The sequence below is a fragment of the Flectobacillus rivi genome (assembly GCF_030056655.1).
GTDB lineage: Bacteria > Bacteroidota > Bacteroidia > Cytophagales > Spirosomataceae > Flectobacillus > Flectobacillus rivi.
In genome coordinates, this window is record NZ_JASHIE010000014.1 from 1 (window position 1) to 26,502 (window position 26,502).

Below are 26,502 nucleotides of genomic sequence, written 5' to 3' on the forward strand. Positions count from 1 at the left end.
AGTTGTTGTAAAAATATCTTTTTGGCAAGAGTAGTTTTTAGTACGTTCAGTTCTCCAATTATTTTGTTTTGGGTTGTTATCCTCTCATCAATTAATGATAGAAATGAGGCTATTTTTTGCTGCTCTTCTTTTGCTTTTGGGAATATGGTCTCAATTTTTTCTAAATTCTGAACTGATAAGCCAGGTTGAGCCATTCCTGTTGCATATTGATTCAAATTTAGATAAGTTAGTAAATAGAACATCCAAATTGTATCAGTATTTTCACTAGGTGTAACAACAACAGCGTGTTCAGTAGCATGAAATTTTCCATCAGCAAGTGTTACATTTCCGCATAGAGCACCTTGTCTACCGATTAGAGAATATATCCCATCTTGATTAAATGATTTTGTATAACCTCTTAATCCATTTCCACCATAGCAAGGAAATAAATTGCCATTTTGTTTATCAAGTATTTCAGAAGCACTAATAAATTTACCCGCCTGCATCCTACATAATTCCCCCAACTTCTTACTTTCCCACTCGCCCTGAAACGCCTTAAATCTTAAATTAGGAACATTCACTCCAAAGCTATCTGGAGGATAAATTATCCTTAATGTTTTCCTTTGTCATTTTAAAACTTTAATTAAGATAAAATGAACAAAAAACAGCTTTCAGAAGTAATTGGTCTATGGAAAATAGACAAAAAACAGTACGTGAAAAAATCAAGCTTTTCAGCTTATACGCTCTTAATTGAAAATCACTTACTCCCAAGTTTTGGAGATAAGCATTCAATTGAAGAAGCTGATGTACAAAGCTTTGTATTCCAAAAACTAGAAACAGGGTTGAGTCAGAAAACAATCAAGGATGTTTTAATCGTGCTAAGGATGATTCTAAAGTTTGGCGCTAAAAATAAATGGATAGATTATACACCTTTTGATATACAGTTTCCAACCGAACGTGAAAATCACTCAATAGAAGTCTTAAGCCGTGCTGACCAGAAAAAAATAATGACTTATATCCAAGAGCATTTCACGTTCAGAAACTTAGGGGTTTACATCTGTCTAAGTGCAGGTATGCGTATTGGAGAAGTATGTGCCCTCACTTGGGAAGACATCGATACCGATAATGGTATTATTAGCGTTAACAGAACAATCCAACGTATATATGTTATAGAAGATGGGAAAAGAAAAACAGAACTTATTTTGGATACGCCCAAAACGAAGAACTCTATTCGTGAAATTCCTATAAGTAAGGATTTATTGAGGATACTCAAACCCTTTAAAAAAATAGTAAACTCTTCATTCTTTGTCTTAACAAATGATACAAAACCCACTGAACCAAGAACCTACCGCAGTTACTATAAAAATCTGATGAAGGAACTCAATATGCCTGACCTTAAATTTCACGGGTTAAGACATAGTTTTGCTACCAGATGTATCGAAAGTAACTGTGATTACAAAACGGTAAGTGTACTCCTAGGGCATTCCAATATTAGTACTACCTTAAACCTATACGTTCATCCTAATATGGAACAAAAAAAGAAGGCTATAGAACAGATGTTTAAGGGTCTGAAATAAGTTTTGGATTATGAATTAGGAGGTATATATCAAGATTATTTTATTTTATTACATTTGTAAATAGATAAAATAAACACCGAAAACTCCTAATTCATACTTATTTTGAGCAAGCAATCCGAACAATTTTTAGAAGAACAACTTATTGCCCAGTTACAGAAATTGGGGTATAAATATGTTACTATAGCTGATGAAAAAGCCCTTTTAGCAAACCTAAAATCACAATTAGAAAAGCATAATAATGTTCAATTCAGTGCCAGTGAATTTGAGAAAGTAATAAACATTATCAATAAAGGGTCTGTATTTGAGAAAGCCAAAATACTACGTGAAAAGAAGCATCATATAATCAAGGACAATGGCGATAATTTATATTTTGAATTGCTAAATGTGGAACATTGGTGTCAGAATGAATATCAGGTAACCAATCAGATTACGCAGGTGGGTAAGTATGAAAACCGTTATGATGTTACCTTATTGATTAATGGTTTGCCCTTGGTTCAAATAGAACTTAAGCGAAGAGGCTTGGAAATGAAAGAAGCCTTTAACCAGATTAATCGTTACCAAAAGCACAGTTTCGGAGCAGGACAAGGGTTGTTTCACTTTGTACAATTGTTCATTATTAGTAATGGCGTAAATACCAAATACTTCAGCAATTTCGGCACGCACAAACAGGAGTATCTCCAAACTTTTCATTGGACAGACGAACAAAACAATCCTTTGAATAATATTCTAAATGGTTTTACAGACGCATTTTTAGAGCCTTGTCACGTTAGCAAAATGATATGTAAATACATTGTGCTCAACGAGACAGATAAACGCTTGATGGTACTTCGTCCTTATCAGTACTATGCTGTAGAAAGTATTATCAAAAAGGTAAAGGACAATGAAATTTTGAACGGATATAACATCGAAAAAAATGGTTATATCTGGCATACAACAGGAAGTGGAAAAACATTAACCAGTTTTAAAGCAAGTCAAATTTTATCTAAGATTCCGACTATCAAAAAGGTAGTTTTTGTGGTGGATAGAAAGGACTTGGATTATCAAACTAACCAAGAATATGATAAATTCAGTAAAGGCTCAGTGAGTTCGGCTACTAATACAGATGACCTTATTAGAAAATTCAATGACAATGACCCAAATACAAAGGTTATTGTAACGACCATTCAGAAGCTAAACAATGCTATTTCGGGTAGAAATTTGTTTAAAATGAAGGCTATTCAAGATGAAAGAATGGTCTTTATTTTTGATGAATGTCATCGCTCACAATTTGGAGAAACACACAAAAATATTGTTAGTTACTTTACCAATATTCAATTGTTTGGTTTTACAGGTACACCGATTCTAGCAGAAAATGCTGATGGAGAAAAAACAACAGCAAATCTTTTTGGTAAATGTCTGCATAAGTACGTCATAACTGATGCTATTAGAGATGAAAACGTATTGAAGTTTTCGGTAGAATACATACAAACCTTCAAGAAAAAAGAGCATATCATTGACTTGGAAGTGGAGAAAATCAACGAAGCAGAAGTATTTGAAGCCCCTGAGCGAAAAGAGGCTATTGTTGATTATATTATTCAATACCACGACCAGAAGACTCAAAATAAGAAATTCTGTGCAATGATGTGTGTACAGGATATAGATGCTGTGATTCAGTACTACGAAATTTTCAAGCGTAAAAAAGAAAATGGGGAGCACAATTTAAAAGTAACGACAATCTTTAGCTTTGCTCAAAACGAAGATGAAATAGGAGACCTAATTATTCCTCAATTTAGCATAGCAGCAGAACCTCAGATAGGATATGCCTATAAACCTCACCGCAGAGAATTACTGGAAAATTATGTAGAGGATTTCAATAGCTTATTTGGCGAAAAGCAAAATATCAAAGACACAGAAGGTTATTATAATTATTACAATGCTGTGGCGAAAAAATCCAAGCAAAACGAAGCGGATATTCTGTTGGTTGCCAATATGTTTTTGACAGGATTTGATAGTAAGTTTTTGAATACCTTATATGTTGATAAAAACCTACAATACCATGGTCTCATTCAGGCGTTTAGTAGAACTAATCGTATTTTAGATAAGAACAAAACACAGGGTAACATTGTGTGTTTTCGTAATCTAAAAGAAAGAACCGATGAAGCGATTGCTCTGTTCAGTAACAAAGAAGCTATAGATGAAATTATCGTAGAACCTTATGAAGTTTATGTTGAAAAGTTTAATGAAGCCACTCAAAAGTTACTGGAAGTAGTTTCAAGAGTAGAAGATGTGGATAAATTATATAGTGAAGAAGATAAATTAGAGTTTATCTTGTCATTTCGTACTTTAATGCGTCTTCATAAAAAGATGAGCCATTACACCGAGTTCACTTGGGATGATTTACCCATGGAAGAACAGCTTTTTACGGACTATACCAGTAAATATTTGGATTTGAAAGATGGAATAAACCCTGTTAATTCCCCTGAAAAAACGTCTATTCTAAATGATATAGATTTTGAACTAGAGTTGATAAGACGAGATACTATTAATGTTACCTATATTCTTCAATTGCTGATTAAATTCCAATCAAAGCACAGTTCGAAAGATAGAGAAAGTATTGAGAAAGAAATATTCAACTTATTAAACACCGAAGTATCTCTAAGAAGTAAAAGGGAATTAATCGAGAAATTTATTCAAGAAAGCCTGCCATATATTAAAGATACTGATACCATTTCTGATGAATTCGAAAAGTTCTGGAATGTCGAGCAAGAAAAGGCATTACAAGAATTGGTTAAGATAGAAAACCTTTCTGAAGAAAAAACTAAAAACTTAATAGAAAACTATTTTTTCACTGAACGTAAGCCCTTAAAAAAAGAAATATTAGAACTCCGTCAAGAGGGAAGACCCAGTGCCTTAAAATCTAAAGAAATTGGTGACCGAATATTAAATAGGATTTTAGGGTTTATAGAAACGTTTTTTGATGGTATTTCAGGGAATTAATTTTAAAATTATCTATTTCTTAAAACTCTAAAATTTAAAAGCCTAGGAATCTATAGATTCCTAGGCTTTTAAATTAATAAAATATTTACCTCCTCTCCTACTGACCTCCGCCACCAGACTTGATTTCTTTCATGATTTTCTGACGACTTACACCTTCACTTGGGGCATCTTCGTAGGCCTTTTTATAATCATCTTTTTTCAAATCACCACGCTTGATTGACTGAATAAACTGTGCCCATGCAAATGGGTTGGTTAAGGTCATCAAAGGACTAGAAATAAAGTTACGATTGGCCATACTGTAAGTCATTTGGTCAGAGAAGTTTCGGAAATTACCAGCCCCACTCAAACCTGCTTTTAGCGCCAACACATTCAATTTCGATTGCTCCAAATTCTTTGCTAATGCCTTACGACCCGCCTGATTATCCAACTGCATTTCTAGGAAAGCCTTTTTAAAATCTTCTTCTGTACTATATGGATATACCCTTACCTCGGCGAGCATTCTCGTTTCTTCAGCCATACGCACATAAGCTTGGTGTGTTTGCTCAATGTCTCTAGGAATGACATAATAGCGCTTTTTATAACCCACATACGAAAACTGAATTGTATCGCCAGGATATACATACAAGGCAAAATTACCTAAGTTATCTGTCAATGTACCTCTTCCTGAATTTGGGTTAAAAACATAAGCACTTGGTAAAAATTCAGAACTACGGTCTGCTACAACCCTTCCCGAAAAAATAACACTCTTATCTTGCCCCTGAGCAAAAGTCTTAACAGAAAATCCTGTCACTAAGAGTATTAATATGGTAATATATCTAAATGCTAATCGCATGGTATAATATTTAATTTGAAATTTCAACGGATTGAATACGCAAACTTATACAATTTAAAGGATTAGACCTTGTAGTCCTGTATTGGTTTAACAGTTTTTAACGTTTTACCAAAACACTATATTAATTTACAACACTAAAATACAGAATTACCTCACAAAAGTAAAGCGTCTTTTTCAGATCTAAGTTCAATTTAATCTCAATAGGATTCAATCTTTTACATAAATCCTCTTTTATCACAAATACCAAGAAATCATTATGACTCACCCCTATAAAAGCAAAAGCGCCAATGTTTCATAAAGAAGAACATTGGCGCTTTTTATATTGTTTTCAGCAATTAAAACATTTTCAAAAATGTAATGATAAATGGTACTGACAATAACAAACCGTCGAATCTATCCAAAAACCCTCCATGACCTGGGATTGTAGAGGCCGAATCTTTGATTTTAATACTTCTTTTGAAAAGCGATTCTACCAAGTCGCCATACGTACCAGCCACCACAATAATAGCGCCGCATACATACCATTGCCAATCTTGTAAATCATCGAAATATTGAGTTAGAACAAAGGAAACTAACATAGCTGCTGCAAAACCACCGATACTTCCCTCCCATGATTTTTTAGGCGAAACTCTTTCGAACAATTTAGTTTTTCCAAATTTCGTTCCTGCAAAATAAGCGCCTGTATCACTAGCCCAAAGTAAGAACAAACAGCCTAGAGGACGTTGCCAGCTAAATCTAAAATCTGGTGTTAAGAAAGCCAAAATGATAATTAAAGCAAAAGGCAAAGCAACATAAATTACTCCTAAAAAAGTATAAGCAATATTCTTAAATGGCTTTTCATCTTCTGATTTATAGAGCTTTATAAAGAAAATCAACGCCATTAGTGGAGATAACACATAGTAATCTTCGTAAGGAATAATGCCCTTCTCAATCAAAAACGTAACTGTGACTAAAATAAACCCACAAAAAGTGCCATAGTAGGTTAATGGCTCGTTGCCATCCAAACCTAGCAATTTGTAAAATTCTAATTGCGCCAATACCGAAATCAAAGCAAATAAGACATAGAAAGTCCAATCGCTATAAATGATACAAAACAATAAAAATGGAATTGCAATGACTGCAGCAATCACACGTTGCTGAAGATTGGACATACCCTGTAATTTTTCCTTCATCCTTTTCTTTAATAAATTTAAAATTTCATTTAGAATAGCTTCATAAGTATGAGTGCTGAATTGTGAGTGATGAATTATGAATACAAAATTATAATTATCAATATTTCACATTGAAGCTGTTTAAACTTTTCAAAAGACATATTTTATTGATTAATTCTTCATCTTACTTTTTGTCTTGATACAAAAAGTAACAAAAAAATCAAGAATTTATAAACTCGCTTCGCTCAAACAGTATAAATTCATTGCTGACGCAAGCAGTTTTACGAAAGTTTAAACAGTTTCATTATAATTTAGAGTATGTTTAAATTTTATTAAGTTATTAAAAATGAAATAATTTGTATTCGCTTTTATGAAATCCTATTGTTTGAGCCGCAGGCGAGGTGGTTCGCCACTCCGATTATGATTTCTTGACTTTCTTTTGCGGCCGCCGCTGCGGTTACTTTTCTTGTGTTAGACGGGCACGCCTAGTGAAGAAAAGTAAGGAGCGGCGAATGGAAATTTCGTTTTTCTTATGAGAACCAAATAATTTTTTTAAACATACACTTAGTTTATTTTAATGCTGCACTACTACTTAAATAATTGTACGAAATAAAATTGCATGATTATGCTGTAGCTCAAAAGTTAATGCTATTTTGATAGAAATATAATTAAACTTCTTACTTACCTCACAATGCACGTAATTTTTTCGTATATCAATGACTTGACCTTTCATTGCAGCGAATCCTGAAAACCGCCTTCATTTTCTAATAAAAACCTCGCCAAGGTAGCACGACTAGCTGGCACATATAGCTCACATACACCCAATAAATACGAACTATCTCTTTTGTTAATCACAACTGCTTCTATCTGATGTTCTTCGACTAAATAAGCTTTTGCCAAATCTGTTTTAAAAGGACTATCAGACACATATATCTTCTGCCAATCGTTCATTATTTCAAATTTCTGATTTATAGACTCACTATTCAATTTTCAGTGCAGTATCTTGATAGATTTTTCTAAAAATCAATACCGATACCAATGCCGAAGCTAATGCTGCCGTCCAAGGTACAGAATCTGTTTCTACTATATTTACCTCCAAAACGCCAATTTTATACAAATAGCTCATCAAAATCGTAAAACCATTATTGACAAAATGTGCCCAAATCGGCAAACTCAAACTCCCCGACCAATAGTATAAATATCCAAACATGGCTCCAAGAAACATGCGAGGAATTAATCCGTAAAACTGAAAATGGATAAAGCTAAACCAAAACGCAGCTACCCAAATAGCCAAATGAGGGTTATTCCATTTTTTGAGTAAAATATTTTGTAAAACTCCTCTAAACAGTAACTCCTCACTGATAGCAGCCGTTCCAGCCACTACGACAAGCGCCACTACAAATTGAGGAAATGATTTAAAATCCGTAAAATACAAGGTAATTTTCTTGGCAGCCTCTTCGCTTTCTTGCATCCACTGTTCCAATCCTTTCAAAGCACTCGGAAGCTGAATTGACTTATTCCATTCAATAAACAACGAGTCGAAGGGCATAAAACCTATAACTAATACGAGCACCATACCCCAAACCAACGCTGTAGGTTGACGTAGGCTCCACTGATTAATTTCCCTTTTTTCGACATATTTCCAAAAAATCAAAGCAGAAAGTATGAATGGAATAGGCGTACTAAGGGCTTGTAAAAGCATCATAGCATACCATGCATCAGGGTAATGATCTGGATTTGCCTGAAAAGTAGCGAATTGCGCCATCGGCACACCAGTCATATTGGAGAAAACAGCTAGACCAATTGCCGAACCAACCGCCAGAAAAACAAGGGTTAATCCAAACAAAATCAAAACTTTAGCGAAAAGGGGTCTGTCAGTTTGTGACGAAAAAGTATCAAATTGTGCCATATTGGTTGTAAATTTACAGCAAAATTGTGAGTTTGATAATTCTAAAAGACTGTTTGTTATAGGAATTTACCAAAACCTAGTACATGCAGGCAAGAATTGAATATGGCAAAGATAAGAAATATAGATTTAGGCGAGTTTCCACTTTTGCTTGCCCCGATGGAAGACGTGTCTGACCCTCCCTTCAGAGCGGTTTGCAAAGCCAACGGAGCCGACCTAATGTACACTGAATTTATTTCCTCGGAGGGCTTGATTCGTGATGCTGCAAAGTCAGTACAAAAATTGGATATTTTTGAGTACGAGCGCCCAATTGGTATTCAGCTTTTTGGCTCGGATATTGAAACCATGAGAGCTTGTGGTGAGATTGCGACCAAAGCAGGTCCCGATTTGATTGACATTAACTACGGATGTCCTGTAAAACAAGTGGCTTGTAAAGGTGCTGGTGCGGCTTTGTTGCAAGATATTCCTAAAATGGTAGCCATGACCAAGGCTGTAGTGGAGTCAACGCACCTTCCTGTAACCGTAAAAACACGTTTGGGCTGGGATGAGTCAACCAAGAATATCCAAGAAGTAGCCGAAAGACTACAAGACATTGGTATCGAAGCCTTGACAATTCATGGACGTACACGTGTACAGATGTACAAAGGAGAGGCAGATTGGACTTTGATTGGAAAAATTAAAGAGAATCCTCGCATCAAAATTCCTATTTTCGGAAATGGTGATATTGATTCTCCAGAAAAAGCCTTGGAATATAAAAATCGTTACGGTGTTGATGGCATCATGATTGGTCGTGCTTCTATTGGGTATCCTTGGATTTTTAACGAAATTAAACATTTCCTAAAAACGGGCGAGCACTTAGCACTACCAACCATTCAAGACCGAATAGATGTATGTAAACATCACCTCGACTTTAGTATTCGTTGGAAAGGTAACCATGTAGGTATCGTCGAAATGCGCCGTCATTATGCTAATTACTTTAAGGGAATTCCTCATTTCAAAGAATTTAGAATGCGTCTTGTAACTGCCTTTAGTTATGATGAAATCTTAGAAATATTAGCTAATGTACAAGCATTCTATGCACAAGGAGAGCTTGTTGCTGAGTAATTCGGTATAGTTTTTGTCTGAATAGTTATTTAGAGAGTATGACCACATTATTCATACTCTCTTTAACATTGAATCCATCCTAAGTAGAAATTTTAAGCTGTGAAAAGGCTAATACTATCAACCCTTATTCTTATAGGGCTGAGCCATATAATTGAGGCACAAAAACTACACCCGATTTATCTTTACTTTGCCCATGGCTCCGATCTAAACAGGGATAAATCTACTCGCATACTCGAAAATAGTCCGCAACTCTTTTGTATCGGACTCGAAAAGCGTATAACCAAAAGTCCGTACTATGGATTAGGTCTTCAGTATACACAATTCACATCAGAATTTTCAGATTTTAAGCAATTTAGTTTCAGAGGCTACCAACATTTTGGAGAGCTAACCAATTCTGATGAAGCCAATATAGACCCTTATTTTGGAGCAATGCTAGGTGGCGATTATTATCAAAAACAGTTTGCACCAACCGTTGGTATCCTTTTGGGTATCAGAGTGATGGTACGTTCATTTATTGGTATTCACTTCGAAATCGGAACGTCTTCTTCGTCACATAATAGCGGAACAATCTTCCAAATGGGAATTACTAGTTGTTTTAAAAGTGGACTCAAACTTCCCACTCGTACTCGCAAAGGCACCGATTGCCCAAGGTTTTAAGTTTTATTGACCCTTTTTCAGTAGTTCTTGCTTATCCTTTCTTGACGTCTTCTCTCGTATTTCTTTCTTTTTCAAGGTTTCTGAAACTCTATTTCAATTTTTAGTTGTTAAAAAAGCATTAACTTGTCATTGCTAACTGTTTTGCTGTACCATGTATGGTCAAAGCTTCATTCAACATTGTTTCTTATGAGCAACACTACTACTAAATCTACTTCTGCCATCGCTTGGTTTTTGTTAATCTTATTGGCCTTAGTCTGGGGAAGTTCTTTTATTCTTGTCAAAAAAAGCCTTCATGTATTTCAAGCGTCACAAGTAGGTTCATTGCGCATCTTTTCGGCATTTTGCTTTTTTGTACCCATTTTTTTGTATAACCTCAAAAAAATTCCTTTCAAGGATTGGTATAAATTTTTGATTGTAGGTTGTTTAGGAAACCTCTTTCCTGCTTTTCTTTTCTCATTAGCAGGAACAAAACTAGATAGCGCTATTTCGGGAGCATTAAATTCAACAACGCCGCTATTTACCCTAGTCATTGGTGGGTTGTTTTTCAATAATCGTATTACCAAACGACAACTCTATGGCATTATTCTAGGCTTTGTGGGCGCTTTAATGTTGGTTTTAGCAGGAAAAGAAAAAATCTCCATTAACCTATATGCCTTATTGGTGATTTTGGCGACGCTCTTATACGGTATCAATCTACAGTTTACCAAAAAATATCTTACCAATATTGGTCTCGACTCCTTGGTCATTACCAGTTGTATTTTTATGACTATTGGTCCAGTGTCAGGTGTAGTTTTATTTAGTTCAGACTTTGTAGACAGGCTTTCGCAAGACGGAGCTTTGCCTGCTTTGGGTTATGGTGTCTTGCTTGGGGTAATGGGTTCTGCTATTGCGATGGTGTTGTTTAATAGACTGATACAGATGACTTCAGCCGTTTTGGCTAGCTCTGTTACCTATCTCATTCCGATTGTAGCGATGATCTGGGGCGCACTAGACCACGAAGCTATACTTATTGAGCACTATTTAGGTATGTCAATTATTTTAGTTGGTGTATATTTGGTCAATAAAAGTTCGTAACAAAACAAAATTAGAAGAGCCATGTTAAAAGCAAGTGTAAATAATAAGACTTTCGATATTCAACAAAATGCTACTGAAACCATCCTTAATGGAGAACCTTTTGGTTGGGATTTTGCCAAGACACAGGACGGCAATTTCAGTATTTTGTATAATAACCGTTCGTTCAATGCCGAAGTAATCGAGGCGGATTATGCAAGTAAGAGTTTTGTCCTAAAAATCAATAATTCTGTTTACACTGTTGGCGTAAAAGACCGTTTTGATATTTTGCTTGACCAACTGGGCATGAGCAATACAGCCTCTTCAAAAGTAAATGACCTCAAAGCACCAATGCCAGGCTTGGTTGTTGACGTTAAAGTTGCGGTTGGGGATGCTGTCAAAAAAGGAGATACTTTATTGATTTTGGAAGCCATGAAAATGGAAAATGTACTAAAAGCTACTGGCGACGGAAAAGTAAAATCTATTAAAGTAGCCGCACGTGAAAATGTAGAGAAAAATCAAGTAATGATTGAATTTGAATAAAATCATTCGTAATATTCCTAGATTCAACCATTTACTAACACTTTTGATAAATACTCAATAGCCCAATTACATATTTTGCGTAATTGGGCTATTTTTGTGTGCATGCGAGTTCGCAAATCGCTAAGCTATCAGATTATGTTCCATAAATGAAAAAGTTATTTGTTATTAGTATATCAGTTATTGGATTGCATTCATAATCATAGGAATACTATCCAAGTGAACCAGAGATATACGCTTCATTTAAGCTTTCCTGTTACTTACTAAGGTGCAGGAATAAAGATAAAAATCATTTAACTTCAAATCGGGGCTATTCCAAACTAAAAAACTTTGTTTATCTTTGCGACCGAAAAAAAAAATTCTCATGGACAAACCCAAGTACAAAAGAATTCTTCTTAAGCTCTCAGGTGAAGCCCTCAGTTCAGATGGCGAAGTTCTCGAACCTTCAATTTTGGAGCAATATGCCCAAGAAATCAAGAAAATACACGATTTAGGTGTCGAAGTTGCCATTGTAATCGGTGGCGGTAATATCTTCCGTGGCGCAAGTGCTGCCAAAGTTGGTATCGACCGTGTACAAGGTGATTACATGGGTATGTTGGCTACCGTAATCAACGGTATGGCAATTCAGGCTTCTTTAGAGAAGCACGGAATGTTTACTCGTTTGATGACTGCTGTCAAAATCGAGGCTGTTTGCGAACCAATGATTCGTCGTCGTGCTATTCGTCACCTAGAGAAAGGAAGAATTATTATCCTCAGTGCCGGAACTGGTAACCCTTATTTTACAACTGACTCAGCGGCAGCACTTCGTGCTATCGAAATCGAGGCAGATGTAGTACTAAAAGGAACTCGTGTAGATGGTGTATATACTGCTGATCCAGAAAAAGACCCTACTGCTACACGTTATTCACAGCTTTCATTTGCTGAGGCTTTAGGTAAAGGTCTGAAAATTATGGATGCAACAGCGTTTACGCTTTGCCAAGAAAATAAACTCCCTATTATCGTATTCGATATGAACAAACCTGACAACCTTACTAGGCTTGTTCAAGGTGAAGATGTAGGAACTTTTATTAGCTAACAAATAACCTTCAAATATCGGATAGCTCAAAGTTGTTTTACCTTGGGGCTGTCCGATTTTTTTTGAAAGTCTCTAGCGAACTATTTGAATTTCACAACCCACTCATTACAACAAATGGAAGAAATAGAATTTTATCTTGATGCTGCCACAGAAACAATGGATGGCGCTATGAAGCACCTAACTATTGAGTTAGCCAAGATTCGTGCAGGAAAGGCAACTCCCGCTATGCTCGACGGGATTCAGGTGGAATACTATGGTATGATGACTCCTCTTACAGGTGCTGCGTCTATTGCAATTCCTGATGCGCGTTCAATCGTAGTAAAACCTTTTGAGAAAAAAATGATTGCGGAAATCGAAAAGGCTATCCGTAACTCAAATATCGGACTTTCTCCAATGAACGACGGTGAGGTAATTCGTTTGAACTTGCCCCCAATGACTGAGGAAAGACGTAAAGAATTAGTAAAAAAAGCAAGAGTTGAAATCGAAACAGCTAAGGTGAACGTTAGAAAAGTTCGTCAAGAAGCGAATGATTCTATTCGTAAATTGAAAAACGAAGGTGTATCTGAAGATGCTGTTAAAACTGGTGAAGAGCGCGTTCAAAAATTGACTGATAACTACATTGCTAAAGTTGAAGCTATTTTTGTAGAAAAAGAAAAAGATATTATGTCGGTATAATAGTGATGTTTTGAAACTTTTTCAAGGTATCCTATCCGTGATTATAAGACCGTTTGCACATCATTAGAATGTTCGAACGCTAAAAACCTCCTCGTTATTTTGTATGTCTAGGCATATAGAAAACAGGAGGTTTTTTATATGCCGTCTCTTTTGAACTCAACCTAGATTATAAATGCATTCAATCTTTGAAATCCTCGATGTTAATCATCAGCTCAAAGTTCTTCTGTAACCTATATGACTATTTGGGTACTTTATCCTTTTCTCTATTTCTTTTTTACACTTTTTTGCTATATTACCTTTATTCTTTTTTCTAAAAACCTTTTGACCTCATGCAATTAACAATTACCAATCTCAACAAAACCTACTCGAATGGTGTACATGCCATCAACAATGTAAATCTAACCATCAATCAAGGAATGTTTGGTTTGCTGGGACCAAACGGTGCAGGAAAGTCATCATTGATGCGTACCATTGCCACTTTGCAAGAAGCCGACTCTGGTAGTATTATGTTGGGAGAAATCAATGTGCTTACTCAAAAAGATGATGTTCGTAAAACCTTAGGCTACCTACCTCAGGAATTTGGTGTTTATCCTAAAATCGATGCCATAACGCTACTCGACCATCTTGCCGTATTGAAAGGTATTACCCATAAAGCCGAACGTAAAGAATTAGTCGAATCTTTATTACAAAAAACCAACCTTTGGGAAGCTCGTACCAAAAATTTAGGAGGCTATTCGGGAGGTATGAAACAACGTTTTGGCATAGCCCAAGCCCTTATTGCTAGTCCAAAATTAATCATTGTAGACGAACCAACGGCTGGTCTTGACCCTGCCGAACGCAATAGATTTCTGAACCTCTTGTCGGAGCTTGGCGAAAATACCATCGTCATTTTATCAACACATATCGTTGAAGATGTCAAAGAATTATGCTCCGACATGGCGATTATCAACCGAGGACAGGTATTATACAAAGGAAATCCTTTTGATGCCATGGCTCAATTAGAAGGAAAAGTATGGCAAAAACGTATTACAAAAGCCGAACTAAACACCTACAAAGAGCAGTTTACGGTAATTTCTGATCGTTTGATTGCTGGTACGCCAGTTATCAATGTGCTAGCCGATACTCAGCCAGAAGCTGGATTTGTAGCGGTAAATCCAGATTTGGAAGACGTATATTTCGGAAAAATATTTGCTAACGCCTAACCTATTCAAACTATGCTTTTAGAATTTATTAGATTCGAAATTAACTATCGCAAGCGAAGACCTGCGACTTGGATATACTTTTTGTTGCTCTTTGTGACTGCCATACTATTTGTTACCACAGAGCTAAAAGACATTGTAACCAGAAGTGAGCAAATTAAAGAAAATGCACCCTTCATTATCGCTTTTTTACAAGGAATTGTCTCCTATTTTTTCTGTATGATTACCTCCGCAGTCATGGGCGTAGCAATTTTGAGAGATTTTGAGTACAATACCGAAGCATTGATGTTTAGTAATCCTATCAGAAAGTTCGACTACTTGATGGGGCGCTTTATTGGCTCATTTCTAGTGCTGCTATTTATTTTCTCTGGTTTTTGGCTGGGTTTAGCAATCGGGGACTTCTTGCCAAATCGCAAAGCTGAAAATTTGCTTCCCTTTAATTTACTACATTTTATTCAGCCATTTTTTGTCTTGGTAATACCTAATTTACTTTTCACAGGGGCATTATTTTTTGCAGCAGGTGCACTCACTCGCAAGTCTGTGATGATTTACACACAAGGAATTATCCTTTTTGTCGTCTATAATATCGCCCAACAGCTCCTTTCAAATATCGATAACCGTGAACTAGCAAGCTATATAGACCCTTTTGGTATTATCAGTCTTAATACAACCATTCGTTATTGGTCACCTGCCGAACGCAACATGTGGATGATTCCACTTTCAGGAGTATTTCTTTACAATCGCCTTATTGTCACAGGATTGGGATTGATTATTTTAGCCATCACGTATTGGAGTTTTAGTTTTAATGTTGTCAAAAGTTCACTTTTTAAACCGAAAAAATCTAAGAAACAAGAAGAAGTACGTATCAAACCAGAAAATGTTGTTATTCCACAAGTCCAACAATTACTTAATAACAATACCTATCTGCGACAGTTTGGGAGCTTAACTACCTTCTATTACCGAACAATTTTTAAGGAAGTCCCATTCTTAACTATTATCATTTCGGGCTTTGCCTTGTTCATTGCAACGGTCGGTAATACTCAACGTTGGTTTGGTGTTGGAACTCTACCTACTACTGCCAATATGCTTGGTGCTTTAGGGATTTTAGAGTTTTTCTATTTGGCTATTGCAGTTACGTATGCTGGCGAGCTAGTATGGAAAGAGCGTACTGTCAAATTCAACCTTATTTTTGATTCGATGCCAATTCCTGATTTTATCGGGATTTTTAGCAAATTCTTATCGCTGTTATTGGTATTTTGTACGCTATTCGTCTTTTTTATTGGGCTGAGTGTGCTAGTTCAGGCTGTTCAGGGATATTTTGACTTTCAGCTATCGGTGTATTTTGGTACTTTGTTTTCTTCTACCCTAATTTCTATCATACAGTTTCTCCTATTCTTCTTTTTTATTCAGGTGATAGTCAATGATAAATTTTTGGGTATTGCTATCTCGGTCGGTTTTTTGATTCTCACGGCAGTACTTTCACTGATGGGAGTCGAACATCCTCTTTTACAATTTGGAGGACAAAGTTTGGGGCAATATTCTGACATGAATATTTATGGGCATTTTGTGACACCATTCTCATGGATGAGTTCTTACTGGCTTGCCTTTGTCATGATCATGTTTATCTGTGCGACGATTCTCTCCGTACGAGGTGCCGACGAATTGCTCGAAACACGTATTGCTGCTAGTAATCATCGTTTTAGTAAACCCTTACTCACGGCAACTATTCTTACACTGATAGTCTTGATTGGCACAGGTAGCTATATTTTTTATAATACCAATTTCTTAGAAACCTATCGTTCTTCAAAGAATGAGAAAAAACTACGAGCAGATTTTGAGAAAACGTTAAAAAAATATGAGAATGCTCCTCAGCCCAAAATCGTAGAATCCAATCTCAAAGTAGAATTGTACCCGTCGGAAAGAAAAATGAAAACTGAAGGTTTTTATTATTTGAAGAATAAAACCAATAAACCTATTCAGGATATCTATATTTCATTTACAGCCGATGTAGATATCGAAAAACTGACGTTTGACCAACCTTTTACAAAGCAAAAAGAATGGAAAGATTTTCAGTTTACGATTTATCATTTGCAAAAAGCTCTTGCTCCACAAGATTCGGTCAAGATGGATTTTCAATTGGCAGTCGGTGCGAAAAGTTTCTTGTCAAGTGTTACAGGCACGAACATTGTGTATAATGGAACATTTTTTAACAATAGTTCCTATTTTCCACAATTAGGATATATCGAAGATGCTGAACTGAGTGATAAAGACGACCGAGAAGACAATGGACTCAAACCCAAAGAAGACCGATTACCAAATCAAAATGACCCACATGGGCTATCAAGTAACCTCTTTGGCGATGATGCAGATTTAATTCGATTCTCGATGACCATTGGTACCGAGCCAGACCAAATTGCTATAGCACCAGGTTATCTTCAAAAATCGTGGAATGCCAATAATCGTCGCTATTTTAGTTATAGCATGGATCAGCCCATGGCTAATTTTTACTCGATAGTTTCGGCAAGGTATGAGGTAAAACGTGAAAAATGGAATGGTATCAATCTGGAGATTTATTATCACAAAGGACACGATAAAAATCTTGACAGAATCATGAATGGCATGAAAAAGGCATTGGGATATTATTCGAAAAACTTCAGCCCTTTTCAATACAAACAAATGCGCATCATGGAGTTTCCTAGATATGCTTCTTTTGCACAGTCTTTTGCCAATACGGTTCCGTTTTCTGAAAGCATGGGCTTTGTGATGGATATTCAAAAAGATGACCCAGATATTCCATTCTATGTAACTGCGCACGAACTTGGTCATCAGTGGTGGGGACATCAAGTAATAGAAGCCAATGTAAAAGGCAATGGCATGCTTTCGGAGTCTTTATCTGAATATTCTGCTTTGATGGTACTCAAAAATCACGTATCAACTGAGGTCATGCAAAAGTTCATGAAATATAATTTGGATGAATATCTTTACGGTCGTGCCACCGAGCGCAAGAAAGAGCAACCATTATATTTATGTGAAAATCAACAATATATCCATTACAACAAAGGCTCTGTATGTTTGTATGCACTGCAAGATTACATCGGTGAAGATAAGGTAAATCAAGCCTTATCCGAATATGCTAAAGATTGGAAATATGCAGGGCCAGATCGTCCTCAAAAACGTTATCCAACTACCCAAGATTTATTGGGTTATCTGAAAAAAGCAACGCCAGATTCGCTCAAATATCTGATTACTGACCTTTTTGAAACAATTACTTTGTATGAAAATAAAACAGATATAGCTACTGCCAAAAAGCTGAAGAACAATACATACGAGGTTACTTTAAAGATTTCTTCTGAAAAAAGTAGAGCAGACAAATCTGGCAACCAGAAGGTGATTGGTATGAATGACTGGATTGATGTGGGCGTTTATGGAAAAGATGCAGAAGGAAATGATAAATTAATCTACCTGAAAAAACATCGATTCAATAAAAAGGAGCAAACGCTCAAACTTACATTCAAAGAAGAGCCTCTCAAGGCTGGTATAGATCCCATTCATAAATTAATCGATAAGCATATTATCGATAATGTAAAAAAGGTATCGATAGAGTAAAAGAGGTTATTAGTCTGTAGTTTTATTACTGGACAAATCGCGAAAGAGTCATTTAGTTGTTTAGATTACTTTGCTCACTTACTTAAACAGTTTAAGTAAGTGAGTACAAGACTTTGTCTTGTACTAGGAACTTTCATTTTGTCCAGTAATAAGTTATTGAATACTAATTTTTATCATTAATATTTTTACAAAAACCTATCTATCAATAGATTACAAAACACAATATCATCAAATTAGAGAAACCTTTTCTGAAGAGTGCAGAAGTCTTGCTGAAGAATTGTATTTTTGCACCCTAATTCCTCAGAGCGTATGCAAATTCCACAATATCGACAACTATACGAGAGCCTTCGACATCAGATTATTTCGGGTATTTATCAGCAAGATGATTTATTACCATCCGAAAATCAGTTAGCCGATTTGCATCAAATCACTCGTATGACCGTTCGACAAGCCCTCAACGAGCTTGTAAAGGATGGCTATATCCGCAAGCAAAAGGGGAAAGGAAGTTTTGTGAATCTTCGACGCAAAACGGTAGGATTACTGGCATTTAGAGACCCCAAACAGCTCAATAGTAACGAAGAGGTTGCTCTACAATCCAAAATCATTGGTAGACCCTCCATTCAAGCATGGGATCCTGCTTTTTTCTTCCCTATTTCAGAAGCTGAACGACAAGCAGGCTGTATCGTTGCGATGAATCTACACCATTCTCAAGCTACGCCTGTGATGTTTGAATACTATTATTTGCCGAATATCAATTTGCCAGGTTTTATCATGACGCCTTTTGTCAATGATTCAATCATGGAATCATTACGCGTCAATTATCACGTAGAAGCCTCAGGTGTTGAACAAGAAGTATCCTGTGTATTGGCCAAAGCCCAAGAAGCACAATTCTTGAAAGTCAGTGTGGGGAGTCCACTCGTATATGTATGGCGCCGATATACGACCAACCGTATGGGATATTATTTCTACAGCGTTTCTTTTTGCAATACGCAACAGTATTCGTTGAGTAGTTTGATTGTGTAGAAAATGGAGAGTTAGAGCTTCTTGTAGAAATTAATTTAGTCTATTTTTATTCCAATAAGTTCGGAGTTACTGTTACGACTTTTGTAGCCCTTTCCTTTAGTGTGCGACTTAAGTCGCACACTAAAAGTAAAGTCTAAAATAACACTACATTCACCTTCAAATCAATATTTTATAAATAGTTTCAACCTTTAAAATTCTTCACCATGCATTTAAACACACGATCATTTCTTCGTATTGTTATTCCATTTGGCGTAGCAAGCCTGTTATCCTGCACCAGCAGAGAACCCAATTACCATGAATATTCCATTACTCAATGTGAAAAAGATACTCTAATCAAAGTAGAAGGACTCCTTGGATTTAAACCTGCTAAAGCAATTTATTTAAAAATTCAAGGTAACATTGATGATTCGATACATATTAGTCTCACTTCAATAGGTCATGATATGGGTCCATTCTTTGTGGCATTATCAAAAGGAAAAATAGATACTGTTCTAAAAAATGAAATTTATGAGGATGACTATAACTTGGTTTATAAACACAAAAATGCCAAGTCTGGAATACTTAATTGTGAGATAATTTCATTGTTAGCCTCACAAGATACTGTAGTTATTAAATAAAGAAGGGTTGGATATGTCGTCTGACTTATCCACCCCCTTTTTATTTAGAGTTGATTAGCTCCCCAAATCTTTCGATGATATCTAAGTTTCTTTCTAGAAGAATATCGTATCGATTAAATCTAGCCTCCAATGTTATTAAAAGCCTCTCTATAATTTTACCATTTTCACTTAACATTGGAGCTTCTGCAACTATTTTCCCCTTTAACTCATCCCTCGAACCTAGTAGTTTATTTTCATTAAAACCAAGAATTTGCTCGATAGATAAACTTAGGTAATTGGCTATATTTTCTAATCGGTCAAAATCTAGTTTTGTTTCTTCACGTTCAATTTTTCCATAAGCTTGAGGAGAAATATCTAAGTAAATAGCTACTGCCTCTTGTGAAACTCCTTTCAATTCACGGATCATTCTAATCTTGTTTCCTAATCTCATATTAATTAAGGGATAAACGGTTTAAGAACTATTTAAGGTTTCAAAATACAACTATGTAGGTTTTGTAAAACAACTTTTTAGTATAGTAAAAGTAAATCAATAAGCTGAATTTTACAACAGAAAATGGCGCCAAATTCTATCACTTATCTTAATTTTTATTTAAAAATCTATTAAAATAAAAGCAAAACTATTATTTTCAAGTTTATTCGTAACTTTATTATTATCTTTAGTAAGTTGCGATAAGAAGGAGGACAATGTACAACCATCTTCACCGACTAAAATTATAAGAGCTAATTCAAGCCGTATAGGTGACGGAGACGTCATGCTAAGTGAAGTAACAGTTTACGGTATTTCTATGCGAGGAAATAATTTTGATGTAATTCTAGGTTGGTATAATAGTACCACTCACAATGAAGAACGTCAGACCGTGACTTTTAATCAATTCGATGGGATATCGATGGATGAAGCTATTATCAATACCAAAGAATTCAAGGAAAAAGTTATTGCGTATATGAAGCAAAAGTTAATTGAACTAGGAGATGAAGAAAAATTTAATCCTGCAGAATTAGCATTACTTCAACAATTAAACTCAAGGCAAATTATAAGATTTTTCTTCATTTATACAGATGCTTTAACTTATGGAAAATTGTTAAGAAATCCGTTTGGAGTATTTGCTAGTGAATTACCAGACGGTGGATTTAGTAATGCGTTTGTGCACATAAGATTAGCATTTAAATTGAAAGAGGCTTTCGGATATTCCATAGCAAAAAGTCTAACGGATGCGCACGAAAGTACACAAGGGAATAATGTTTTTTCTCAAATGGATTTACTCAACAATAATATTGGTTTGGGATTAGATTATTGGACAGAAGATTTAATGTTTAATTTAGCTTATGAAGGTAATTTATGGACTTTAAAACCAATACAAGGAACTACTAATTATACATTAGGAAGATATAAACTTCCATTACCTCCTAATAAAAGACAAAATGAAAATTAACAGCATCCTATTCATAGCAAGTTTCTTTGTTATAGGTAATTTCAGTAGTTGTAAAGAGAAGCCTCCTTTGCACAAAAACTTCACTATTCAAAATTGCCAAAAAGATACTCTAATCAAAGTAGAAGGACTCCTTGGATTTAAACCTGCCAAAGGAATTTATTTAAAAATTCAAGGTAACATTGATGATTCGATACATATTAGTCTCACTTCAATAGGTCATGATATGGGTCCATTCTTTGTGGCATTACCAAAAGGAAAAATAGATACTGTCTTAAAAAATGAAATTTATGAGGATGACTATAACTTGGTTTACAAACACAAAAATGCTAAGTACGGAATACTCAATTGTGAGATAATTTCATTGTTTGCTTCTCAAGATACTGTAGTTATAAAATAAAAAGAGCTAAATAACACAAAAAGGTGCGATAAAACCCAACTAAACTTGGATTCTATCGCACCTTTTGTGTTTTAGTATAAAGTTGTTATCTCTTACAAAACATAAGTAGATAAAACCTTATAAACATCGTTGATATTTTCGCCTTTTCTAAATTCTTTAATGAGTGGCGCATCGCTTCCTTTTACCCAAATAATTAGCTCTGCATCCAAATCTAGCAAACCATTACTTCTTTTCGAAAAATGGTTAATGCTTTTGTATGGAATGGTATGAAAATCTACCTTCGAACCTGTCAAACCTTGTTTATCTACCAAAATCAATCTTTTGTTGGTAAATACAAACATATCTCGAATCAGTCGAAATGACTTTACGACTTCTTCACCATGAATCAAAATCGGCGCAAACTCCTCTGCAACTTTGTGAGAGGAAACCTCCGAGGCGTTTCCCATCAATGCATCAAATAATCCCATAATTTTCTTAGTTTTTAGAGTAAATAAATATTGAGGCTTTAGGCTATTAGCCGTAGGCATTAGATAAAATGTATTGATGATTGTATTGTTTTCGCTTACAGCATAATGCCTACGGCTAATAGCATAACAGAACATTGATTATCAAAAAATCGCACCCACAATTCGTAATTCACCACTCACAATTCCTCTGATGAATCAAAATCCTCCGAAATCAATTTGCGCAATTGCTGATGCGGACGTAATTGTGGTTTACGACTAAATAATGCTTTTTCTGGCGATGAAGACTTGGCTTTACTTGCGAGATTTGAAGTTGTAAAATAGCTTTCTCGAACAAATTGCGACAATTCTTCGTCATTAATTGCGTCACGAACCATCGAACCTTTGCCAAAACCATCGTTGTACGAAGCAATTCGAGCATCGGTCTCAGACAACCTCATTCCTTCGTAGATTTCTTTGATTTCTTGTGAAAGATTCGCTCTCTCTTTTTCTAAAGCTTGAAAATCATCTACAAGCTGTAAATCATTTTCGAGAATATTTTTCTGAATCAAATGCTCTGCCAACGCTTCATCTTCTGCCTTAATTTGAGGAAGAAGACTATTTCTTTGTTTATTCAAACGCTTAAGTTGTGGGTCGATTTGAAGCCAACGATACCAATAACACTGCAACACAGGAAAGGCAATTCCCAAACAGATCGCACCTGCTAAAGCAAATAATACACCTGACAAAACAAATGAAGCTAAAGCCCAAGGGCTATTCACCAAGTCCTGATTAAGGGCGTCAAAGCTGCGCATTTTGGCCTCAATCTGTACCTGAACCGCTGGCGGCGGTGGTGCGGTAGGATTGAGCGGGTCAAAAACTTGGTTATTAAGATTTTTTATTGCCTTATTAATACCCTCTTTCATTTTGTCGGTTTTGTACGCTTCGTATCTAAACCAACCCAACACAAAGAGTGTAATTACAGCAAAAACCACCGTTACGCCTTTAAACCATGCATAAGTTCTTTTAGCTTTTGCACTTTCCCCATCCGAGTACGGTGATTCAATCAAGCGTTCGTATGCAGGTTTGAGTAAAATAGAAACCATCGCCAAACCAACCGCAAAAGACCAAGCCTCTACCGTATTATGAATGTTGAGCGCATAAGCCACAATCTCATGCGAGATAATCAAGTCACCTGCCACAAACGAGACACCCGCAATAAAGTAAATAATACCCGCAAAAAGTGAATACTTGTGTACAGCGGTTAAACGGCGCTTTTCGAGTTGATGCTTTTTTTCATCTATTTCAAAAAGTTCAGATTCTAATCTTTCTTTATTCTTACCTGCCAAACCCACCTTCAAGACTCTATCCTGAAGCGCATCAAAAGCTGATTTGTAAGCAGATTTCGCTTGAGTAATTTTTTCCTCTAGCTTATTTAGCTTCTGTTTTTGTTCTTGAAGTTGTTTATCTAGCCATTCAAAATTGACCTGGCTAGACAAATATCCTTCATAATTATTTTTATCTACCGATTCCAAACCACTAGTATAACCGTGTTGGAAATCATATTTTTCGGCATGAGATTTATTTTCTTCCATCAGTTTTCCCTATTAAAATTCCTCTTCCTCCTCTCCTAGCATCGACTGTATATCTTTCTGCGAGATACGACTTCGATAATTTAAAGCCAAGTGATATTCACTTTCAAAAACTTTGATTAGCATATCTCTTTGAGCATTAATACGCGTACGTTCTGCAATATATCGGCTCAATTCTGGCAAAATTGATTGTTTCTCAACACGATACTCTTTGATTTCGGCTTTATGTTGTTCTATTTCCTTTTCCCACTCAGCCACTTTTTTGACTTTATCTTGTTGTAATTGATTTCGTTTTTGGAAAATGGTTAAATCATCTTTTAACACCGCCAAATTGCCCAACAGGAGTTTACCCGAAAACATAAACAAGAAAAAGATAAAGGCAAACAATGCCCAAGCGTTCAAAGCTGGTTGAGAGGCATAAATCTGAGCAAACACAAAAAACGCAGAGGCCAATGGCATACCAATTTCTTCAAGGATTTTACGCCAATTACTTTGTCTAGCATCGTCGTGTAAAAATGAGATTCGACCAAACAAATTGAACATCCCTGCCATAAATACGCCCAAAGCAATCAATTTATTTTGTTCAAAGTGTCCACGAAGTGCTTCTTCAATCAAAAAATAATTACCCACAGCAATGCCAATCGCCAAAGACAAGCCTGTGATGGTTCTAGGTAAATGATGTTGCTCGGTGAATTCTTTTTCTTTGAGAAGCTCTATTTTTCGCTCTAATTCTTTGACTAAGCCTTCCTTTTCGTTAATCCAGTAATTGAGTTCTCCTATCTTCTCCTCACGGTGCTCAATCAACTTTTCGGTATCGGCAGTTTGTTGATGAAAATAACTTCGAATAATTGAAATTTTTTCTTCAGGGTTTGAGCCAGAAAGTCCAAAAATCACCCCTTCATCACGCAGAATATCCTCATTAATCAACCAGTCAGGTTGGCTAATAGATGAAACTTTCATTCTTTCAGACGACGAGACAGGGATTACCTCCACAACAGGAGAAGATTCAAGAGGCTGTACTTCAGCAATTTGCTCGCTTAGCGCTACAATCTCTTCTTTCTGCTGTTTTACAAAAACATTTTTTATTTTATCAAAAATCGACATACTACTCCCTTTCTATAAAAATCAAAACAATTCGAATATGATAAAAAAAAACCTTTTTACCCAACAAAATAGGAAGAGCGGAGCATCAAGATGCCTATCAGCGAATAGTTTATTGGTAAGAGTAAGTATCATTTAGCCCTCCACTCATTTAACCCAAAGCCATATTTTTCAAACTATCAAACTACCAAATTTTCAAATTATCAAATCTTCAAATCAACCATTCTTCAAATTAAACACTACCATTTCTTTCTTTTTTTCTGCCAAAGAAAAATTGGAAGTAGTAACAAAAAGATACCAACAAATAGTAAAGTAATTTCAGGATTGTAGTAAATAATAGCAATCATACAAACCAACGATAGCGCCAAGGCTATGATTGGAAACCAAGGATATAAAGGAGCTTTAAAAGGTTTTTCGAGCGCAGGTTCACGCATACGTAATACAAACAAGCTAACCATACTTACAGCGTACATAACTACAGCTCCAAGTCCTGACATAATAATAATCTTATCGGTAGTTCCTGTGAAAATAGCTAAAAAGCCAATTAAACCACCAGCAATAAGCGCCCAGTGTGGAGTTTGATACTTTTTATTAACGGCAGATAAAAATTCTGGTAAATATCCCTCACGAGCAAGCGCATATATCTGGCGCGAATAGCTGATAGTATTACAGTGAAAAGAAGCGATTAAGCCAAATAACCCTAAACTTGCGAAGATTTTTGACAAAGCATTTTTTTCACCCAACGCCATTGACAAAGCCTCTGGAATAGGGTGATCGAGACTAATCAATCTGCGCCAGTCGCCTACACCAGCACTCAAGATCATGACACCAAGAGCCAATATAGCCAATGTCAAAATACTCGTGATATAACCGATTGGTATTGTTTTATGTGGATTTTTGACCTCCTCAGCCACCATTGCGACGCCTTCTATGGCTACAAAAAACCAGAGAGCAAAAGGAATTCCTGCAAAGATTCCATCGGCCGTAATATGTTCGGGATTATTGGCGACAAAGTTTTCGTATTTGAAATATGGAGCTACCACCACCATAAAAACCGCTAATTCGAGTACTGAAAGAATAGTAACAATCAATGAAAACTGAGCAGATTCTTTGATTCCAAACCAGTTGATAGCGATAAAAATAACATACATACCCATTGCCGTTGGCACAACAGGAATCGCTGGATTAAGGAAATTGGTATAACTCCCCAATGCGTAGGCGATGGCAGGCGGTGCCAACAAAAAATCTACTAGTGTGGCATAACCTGCGATAAATCCGCCCCAAGGTCCCATAGCTCGTCGTGCATAAGCAAATGCCCCACCCGCATGAGGAATAGAGGTAGTCAACTCGGTGTAGGAAAATATAAAAGTGATGTACATAACAGTCACCAACAAGGTTGAAACCAAGAAACCTATTGTTCCCGAAGTTTGCCAGCCATAATTCCAGCCAAAGTATTCACCCGAAATAACTAATCCAACGGCGATACTCCATAATTGAATAGCGTTAATCGCTTTCTTGAGTGTAGGTTGTGAAGTTTGACTAGGAGTTGTTGCTTCCATCATGAATAAATTT

The 26,502-nt window shown here is 36.0% G+C and carries 24 protein-coding genes; 14 read left to right on the forward strand and 10 right to left on the reverse strand.

Annotation, left to right across the window (positions count from 1 at the left end):
• The coding region (locus QM481_RS18615) for a restriction endonuclease subunit S (RefSeq protein WP_283382858.1) at positions 1–560 on the reverse strand (560 nt) is incomplete at its 3' end.
• Between the two features lie 72 nt (positions 561–632).
• On the opposite strand from QM481_RS18615, the gene QM481_RS18620 reads away from it, so the two are divergent.
• On the forward strand, positions 633–1,556 hold the full coding sequence (locus QM481_RS18620; protein WP_283382859.1) for a tyrosine-type recombinase/integrase: 924 nt from the start codon (positions 633–635) through the stop codon (positions 1,554–1,556).
• 102 nt (positions 1,557–1,658) lie between these two features.
• Entirely contained in the window at positions 1,659–4,532 is a 2,874-nt protein-coding gene (locus tag QM481_RS18625; RefSeq protein WP_283382860.1) for a type I restriction endonuclease subunit R, read from the forward strand.
• Positions 4,533–4,629: 97 nt separating this feature from the next.
• Here the strand turns inward: QM481_RS18625 and QM481_RS18630 are convergent, their stop codons facing one another.
• The 4 genes from QM481_RS18630 to QM481_RS18645 all read right to left on the reverse strand — a co-directional run bounded on the left by QM481_RS18630 (position 4,630) and on the right by QM481_RS18645 (position 8,424).
• On the reverse strand, positions 4,630–5,364 hold the full coding sequence (locus tag QM481_RS18630) for a carboxypeptidase-like regulatory domain-containing protein (RefSeq protein WP_166550562.1): 735 nt from the start codon (positions 5,362–5,364) through the stop codon (positions 4,630–4,632).
• 335 nt (positions 5,365–5,699) lie between these two features.
• Positions 5,700–6,536, reverse strand: coding sequence for a phosphatidate cytidylyltransferase (locus QM481_RS18635; RefSeq protein WP_166550561.1), 837 nt, complete (start codon positions 6,534–6,536; stop codon positions 5,700–5,702).
• A gap of 708 nt (positions 6,537–7,244) precedes the next feature.
• A complete protein-coding gene (locus QM481_RS18640; RefSeq protein ID WP_141234719.1) occupies positions 7,245–7,466 on the reverse strand; it encodes a DUF2007 domain-containing protein in 222 nt (73 codons plus the stop codon).
• 28 nt (positions 7,467–7,494) lie between these two features.
• Positions 7,495–8,424: a CPBP family intramembrane glutamic endopeptidase gene (locus tag QM481_RS18645; RefSeq protein WP_283382861.1), complete on the reverse strand. Its 930-nt coding sequence runs from the start codon at positions 8,422–8,424 to the stop codon at positions 7,495–7,497.
• Positions 8,425–8,526: 102 nt separating this feature from the next.
• On the opposite strand from QM481_RS18645, the gene dusB reads away from it, so the two are divergent.
• The 10 genes from dusB to QM481_RS18695 all read left to right on the forward strand — a co-directional run bounded on the left by dusB (position 8,527) and on the right by QM481_RS18695 (position 19,967).
• Positions 8,527–9,525, forward strand: a complete 999-nt coding sequence (gene dusB, locus QM481_RS18650; RefSeq protein ID WP_166550559.1) for a tRNA dihydrouridine synthase DusB — start codon at positions 8,527–8,529, stop codon at positions 9,523–9,525.
• Positions 9,526–9,624: 99 nt separating this feature from the next.
• Positions 9,625–10,182 (forward strand): hypothetical protein, encoded by a 558-nt coding sequence (locus QM481_RS18655; RefSeq protein WP_166550558.1) that lies wholly within the window; start codon positions 9,625–9,627, stop codon positions 10,180–10,182.
• 186 nt (positions 10,183–10,368) lie between these two features.
• Positions 10,369–11,256, forward strand: a complete 888-nt coding sequence (locus QM481_RS18660) for a DMT family transporter (RefSeq protein WP_283382862.1) — start codon at positions 10,369–10,371, stop codon at positions 11,254–11,256.
• A gap of 21 nt (positions 11,257–11,277) precedes the next feature.
• Positions 11,278–11,775, forward strand: a complete 498-nt coding sequence (locus QM481_RS18665; RefSeq protein WP_283382863.1) for an acyl-CoA carboxylase biotin carboxyl carrier protein subunit — start codon at positions 11,278–11,280, stop codon at positions 11,773–11,775.
• Positions 11,776–12,136: 361 nt separating this feature from the next.
• A complete protein-coding gene (gene pyrH / locus QM481_RS18670) occupies positions 12,137–12,847 on the forward strand; it encodes a UMP kinase (RefSeq protein WP_095162017.1) in 711 nt (236 codons plus the stop codon).
• A 114-nt stretch (positions 12,848–12,961) separates the two neighbouring features.
• Positions 12,962–13,522: a ribosome recycling factor gene (frr, locus tag QM481_RS18675; protein WP_283382864.1), complete on the forward strand. Its 561-nt coding sequence runs from the start codon at positions 12,962–12,964 to the stop codon at positions 13,520–13,522.
• 329 nt (positions 13,523–13,851) lie between these two features.
• Positions 13,852–14,724, forward strand: a complete 873-nt coding sequence (locus QM481_RS18680; protein ID WP_283382865.1) for an ABC transporter ATP-binding protein — start codon at positions 13,852–13,854, stop codon at positions 14,722–14,724.
• Positions 14,725–14,736: 12 nt separating this feature from the next.
• Positions 14,737–18,327, forward strand: a complete 3,591-nt coding sequence (locus QM481_RS18685; RefSeq protein ID WP_283382866.1) for a M1 family aminopeptidase — start codon at positions 14,737–14,739, stop codon at positions 18,325–18,327.
• Between the two features lie 309 nt (positions 18,328–18,636).
• Positions 18,637–19,350: a GntR family transcriptional regulator gene (locus QM481_RS18690; RefSeq protein ID WP_166550552.1), complete on the forward strand. Its 714-nt coding sequence runs from the start codon at positions 18,637–18,639 to the stop codon at positions 19,348–19,350.
• Positions 19,351–19,553: 203 nt separating this feature from the next.
• A complete protein-coding gene (locus QM481_RS18695; RefSeq protein WP_283382867.1) occupies positions 19,554–19,967 on the forward strand; it encodes a hypothetical protein in 414 nt (137 codons plus the stop codon).
• Positions 19,968–20,007: 40 nt separating this feature from the next.
• Here the strand turns inward: QM481_RS18695 and QM481_RS18700 are convergent, their stop codons facing one another.
• Positions 20,008–20,397, reverse strand: a complete 390-nt coding sequence (locus QM481_RS18700; protein ID WP_283382868.1) for a helix-turn-helix domain-containing protein — start codon at positions 20,395–20,397, stop codon at positions 20,008–20,010.
• Between the two features lie 322 nt (positions 20,398–20,719).
• On the opposite strand from QM481_RS18700, the gene QM481_RS18705 reads away from it, so the two are divergent.
• Positions 20,720–21,397: a DUF6973 domain-containing protein gene (locus QM481_RS18705; RefSeq protein ID WP_283382869.1), complete on the forward strand. Its 678-nt coding sequence runs from the start codon at positions 20,720–20,722 to the stop codon at positions 21,395–21,397.
• Complete coding sequence (locus QM481_RS18710; RefSeq protein ID WP_283382870.1) at positions 21,387–21,794, forward strand: hypothetical protein; 408 nt, start codon at positions 21,387–21,389, stop codon at positions 21,792–21,794. The genes QM481_RS18705 and QM481_RS18710 overlap by 11 nt, the downstream gene beginning before the upstream one ends.
• 92 nt (positions 21,795–21,886) lie before the next feature.
• Here the strand turns inward: QM481_RS18710 and QM481_RS18715 are convergent, their stop codons facing one another.
• The 4 genes from QM481_RS18715 to eat form a co-directional block, all read right to left on the reverse strand.
• On the reverse strand, positions 21,887–22,261 hold the full coding sequence (locus tag QM481_RS18715; RefSeq protein WP_166550546.1) for a PH domain-containing protein: 375 nt from the start codon (positions 22,259–22,261) through the stop codon (positions 21,887–21,889).
• Positions 22,262–22,437: 176 nt separating this feature from the next.
• A complete protein-coding gene (locus tag QM481_RS18720; protein ID WP_283382871.1) occupies positions 22,438–23,832 on the reverse strand; it encodes a hypothetical protein in 1,395 nt (464 codons plus the stop codon).
• Between the two features lie 12 nt (positions 23,833–23,844).
• Positions 23,845–24,933 carry a hypothetical protein gene (locus QM481_RS18725; protein WP_283382872.1) on the reverse strand — a complete coding sequence of 363 codons (1,089 nt, stop codon included), beginning with the start codon at positions 24,931–24,933 and terminating at the stop codon, positions 23,845–23,847.
• Positions 24,934–25,169: 236 nt separating this feature from the next.
• Positions 25,170–26,492 (reverse strand): ethanolamine permease, encoded by a 1,323-nt coding sequence (gene eat / locus QM481_RS18730; RefSeq protein WP_283382873.1) that lies wholly within the window; start codon positions 26,490–26,492, stop codon positions 25,170–25,172.
• Positions 26,493–26,502 lie beyond the last annotated feature (10 nt).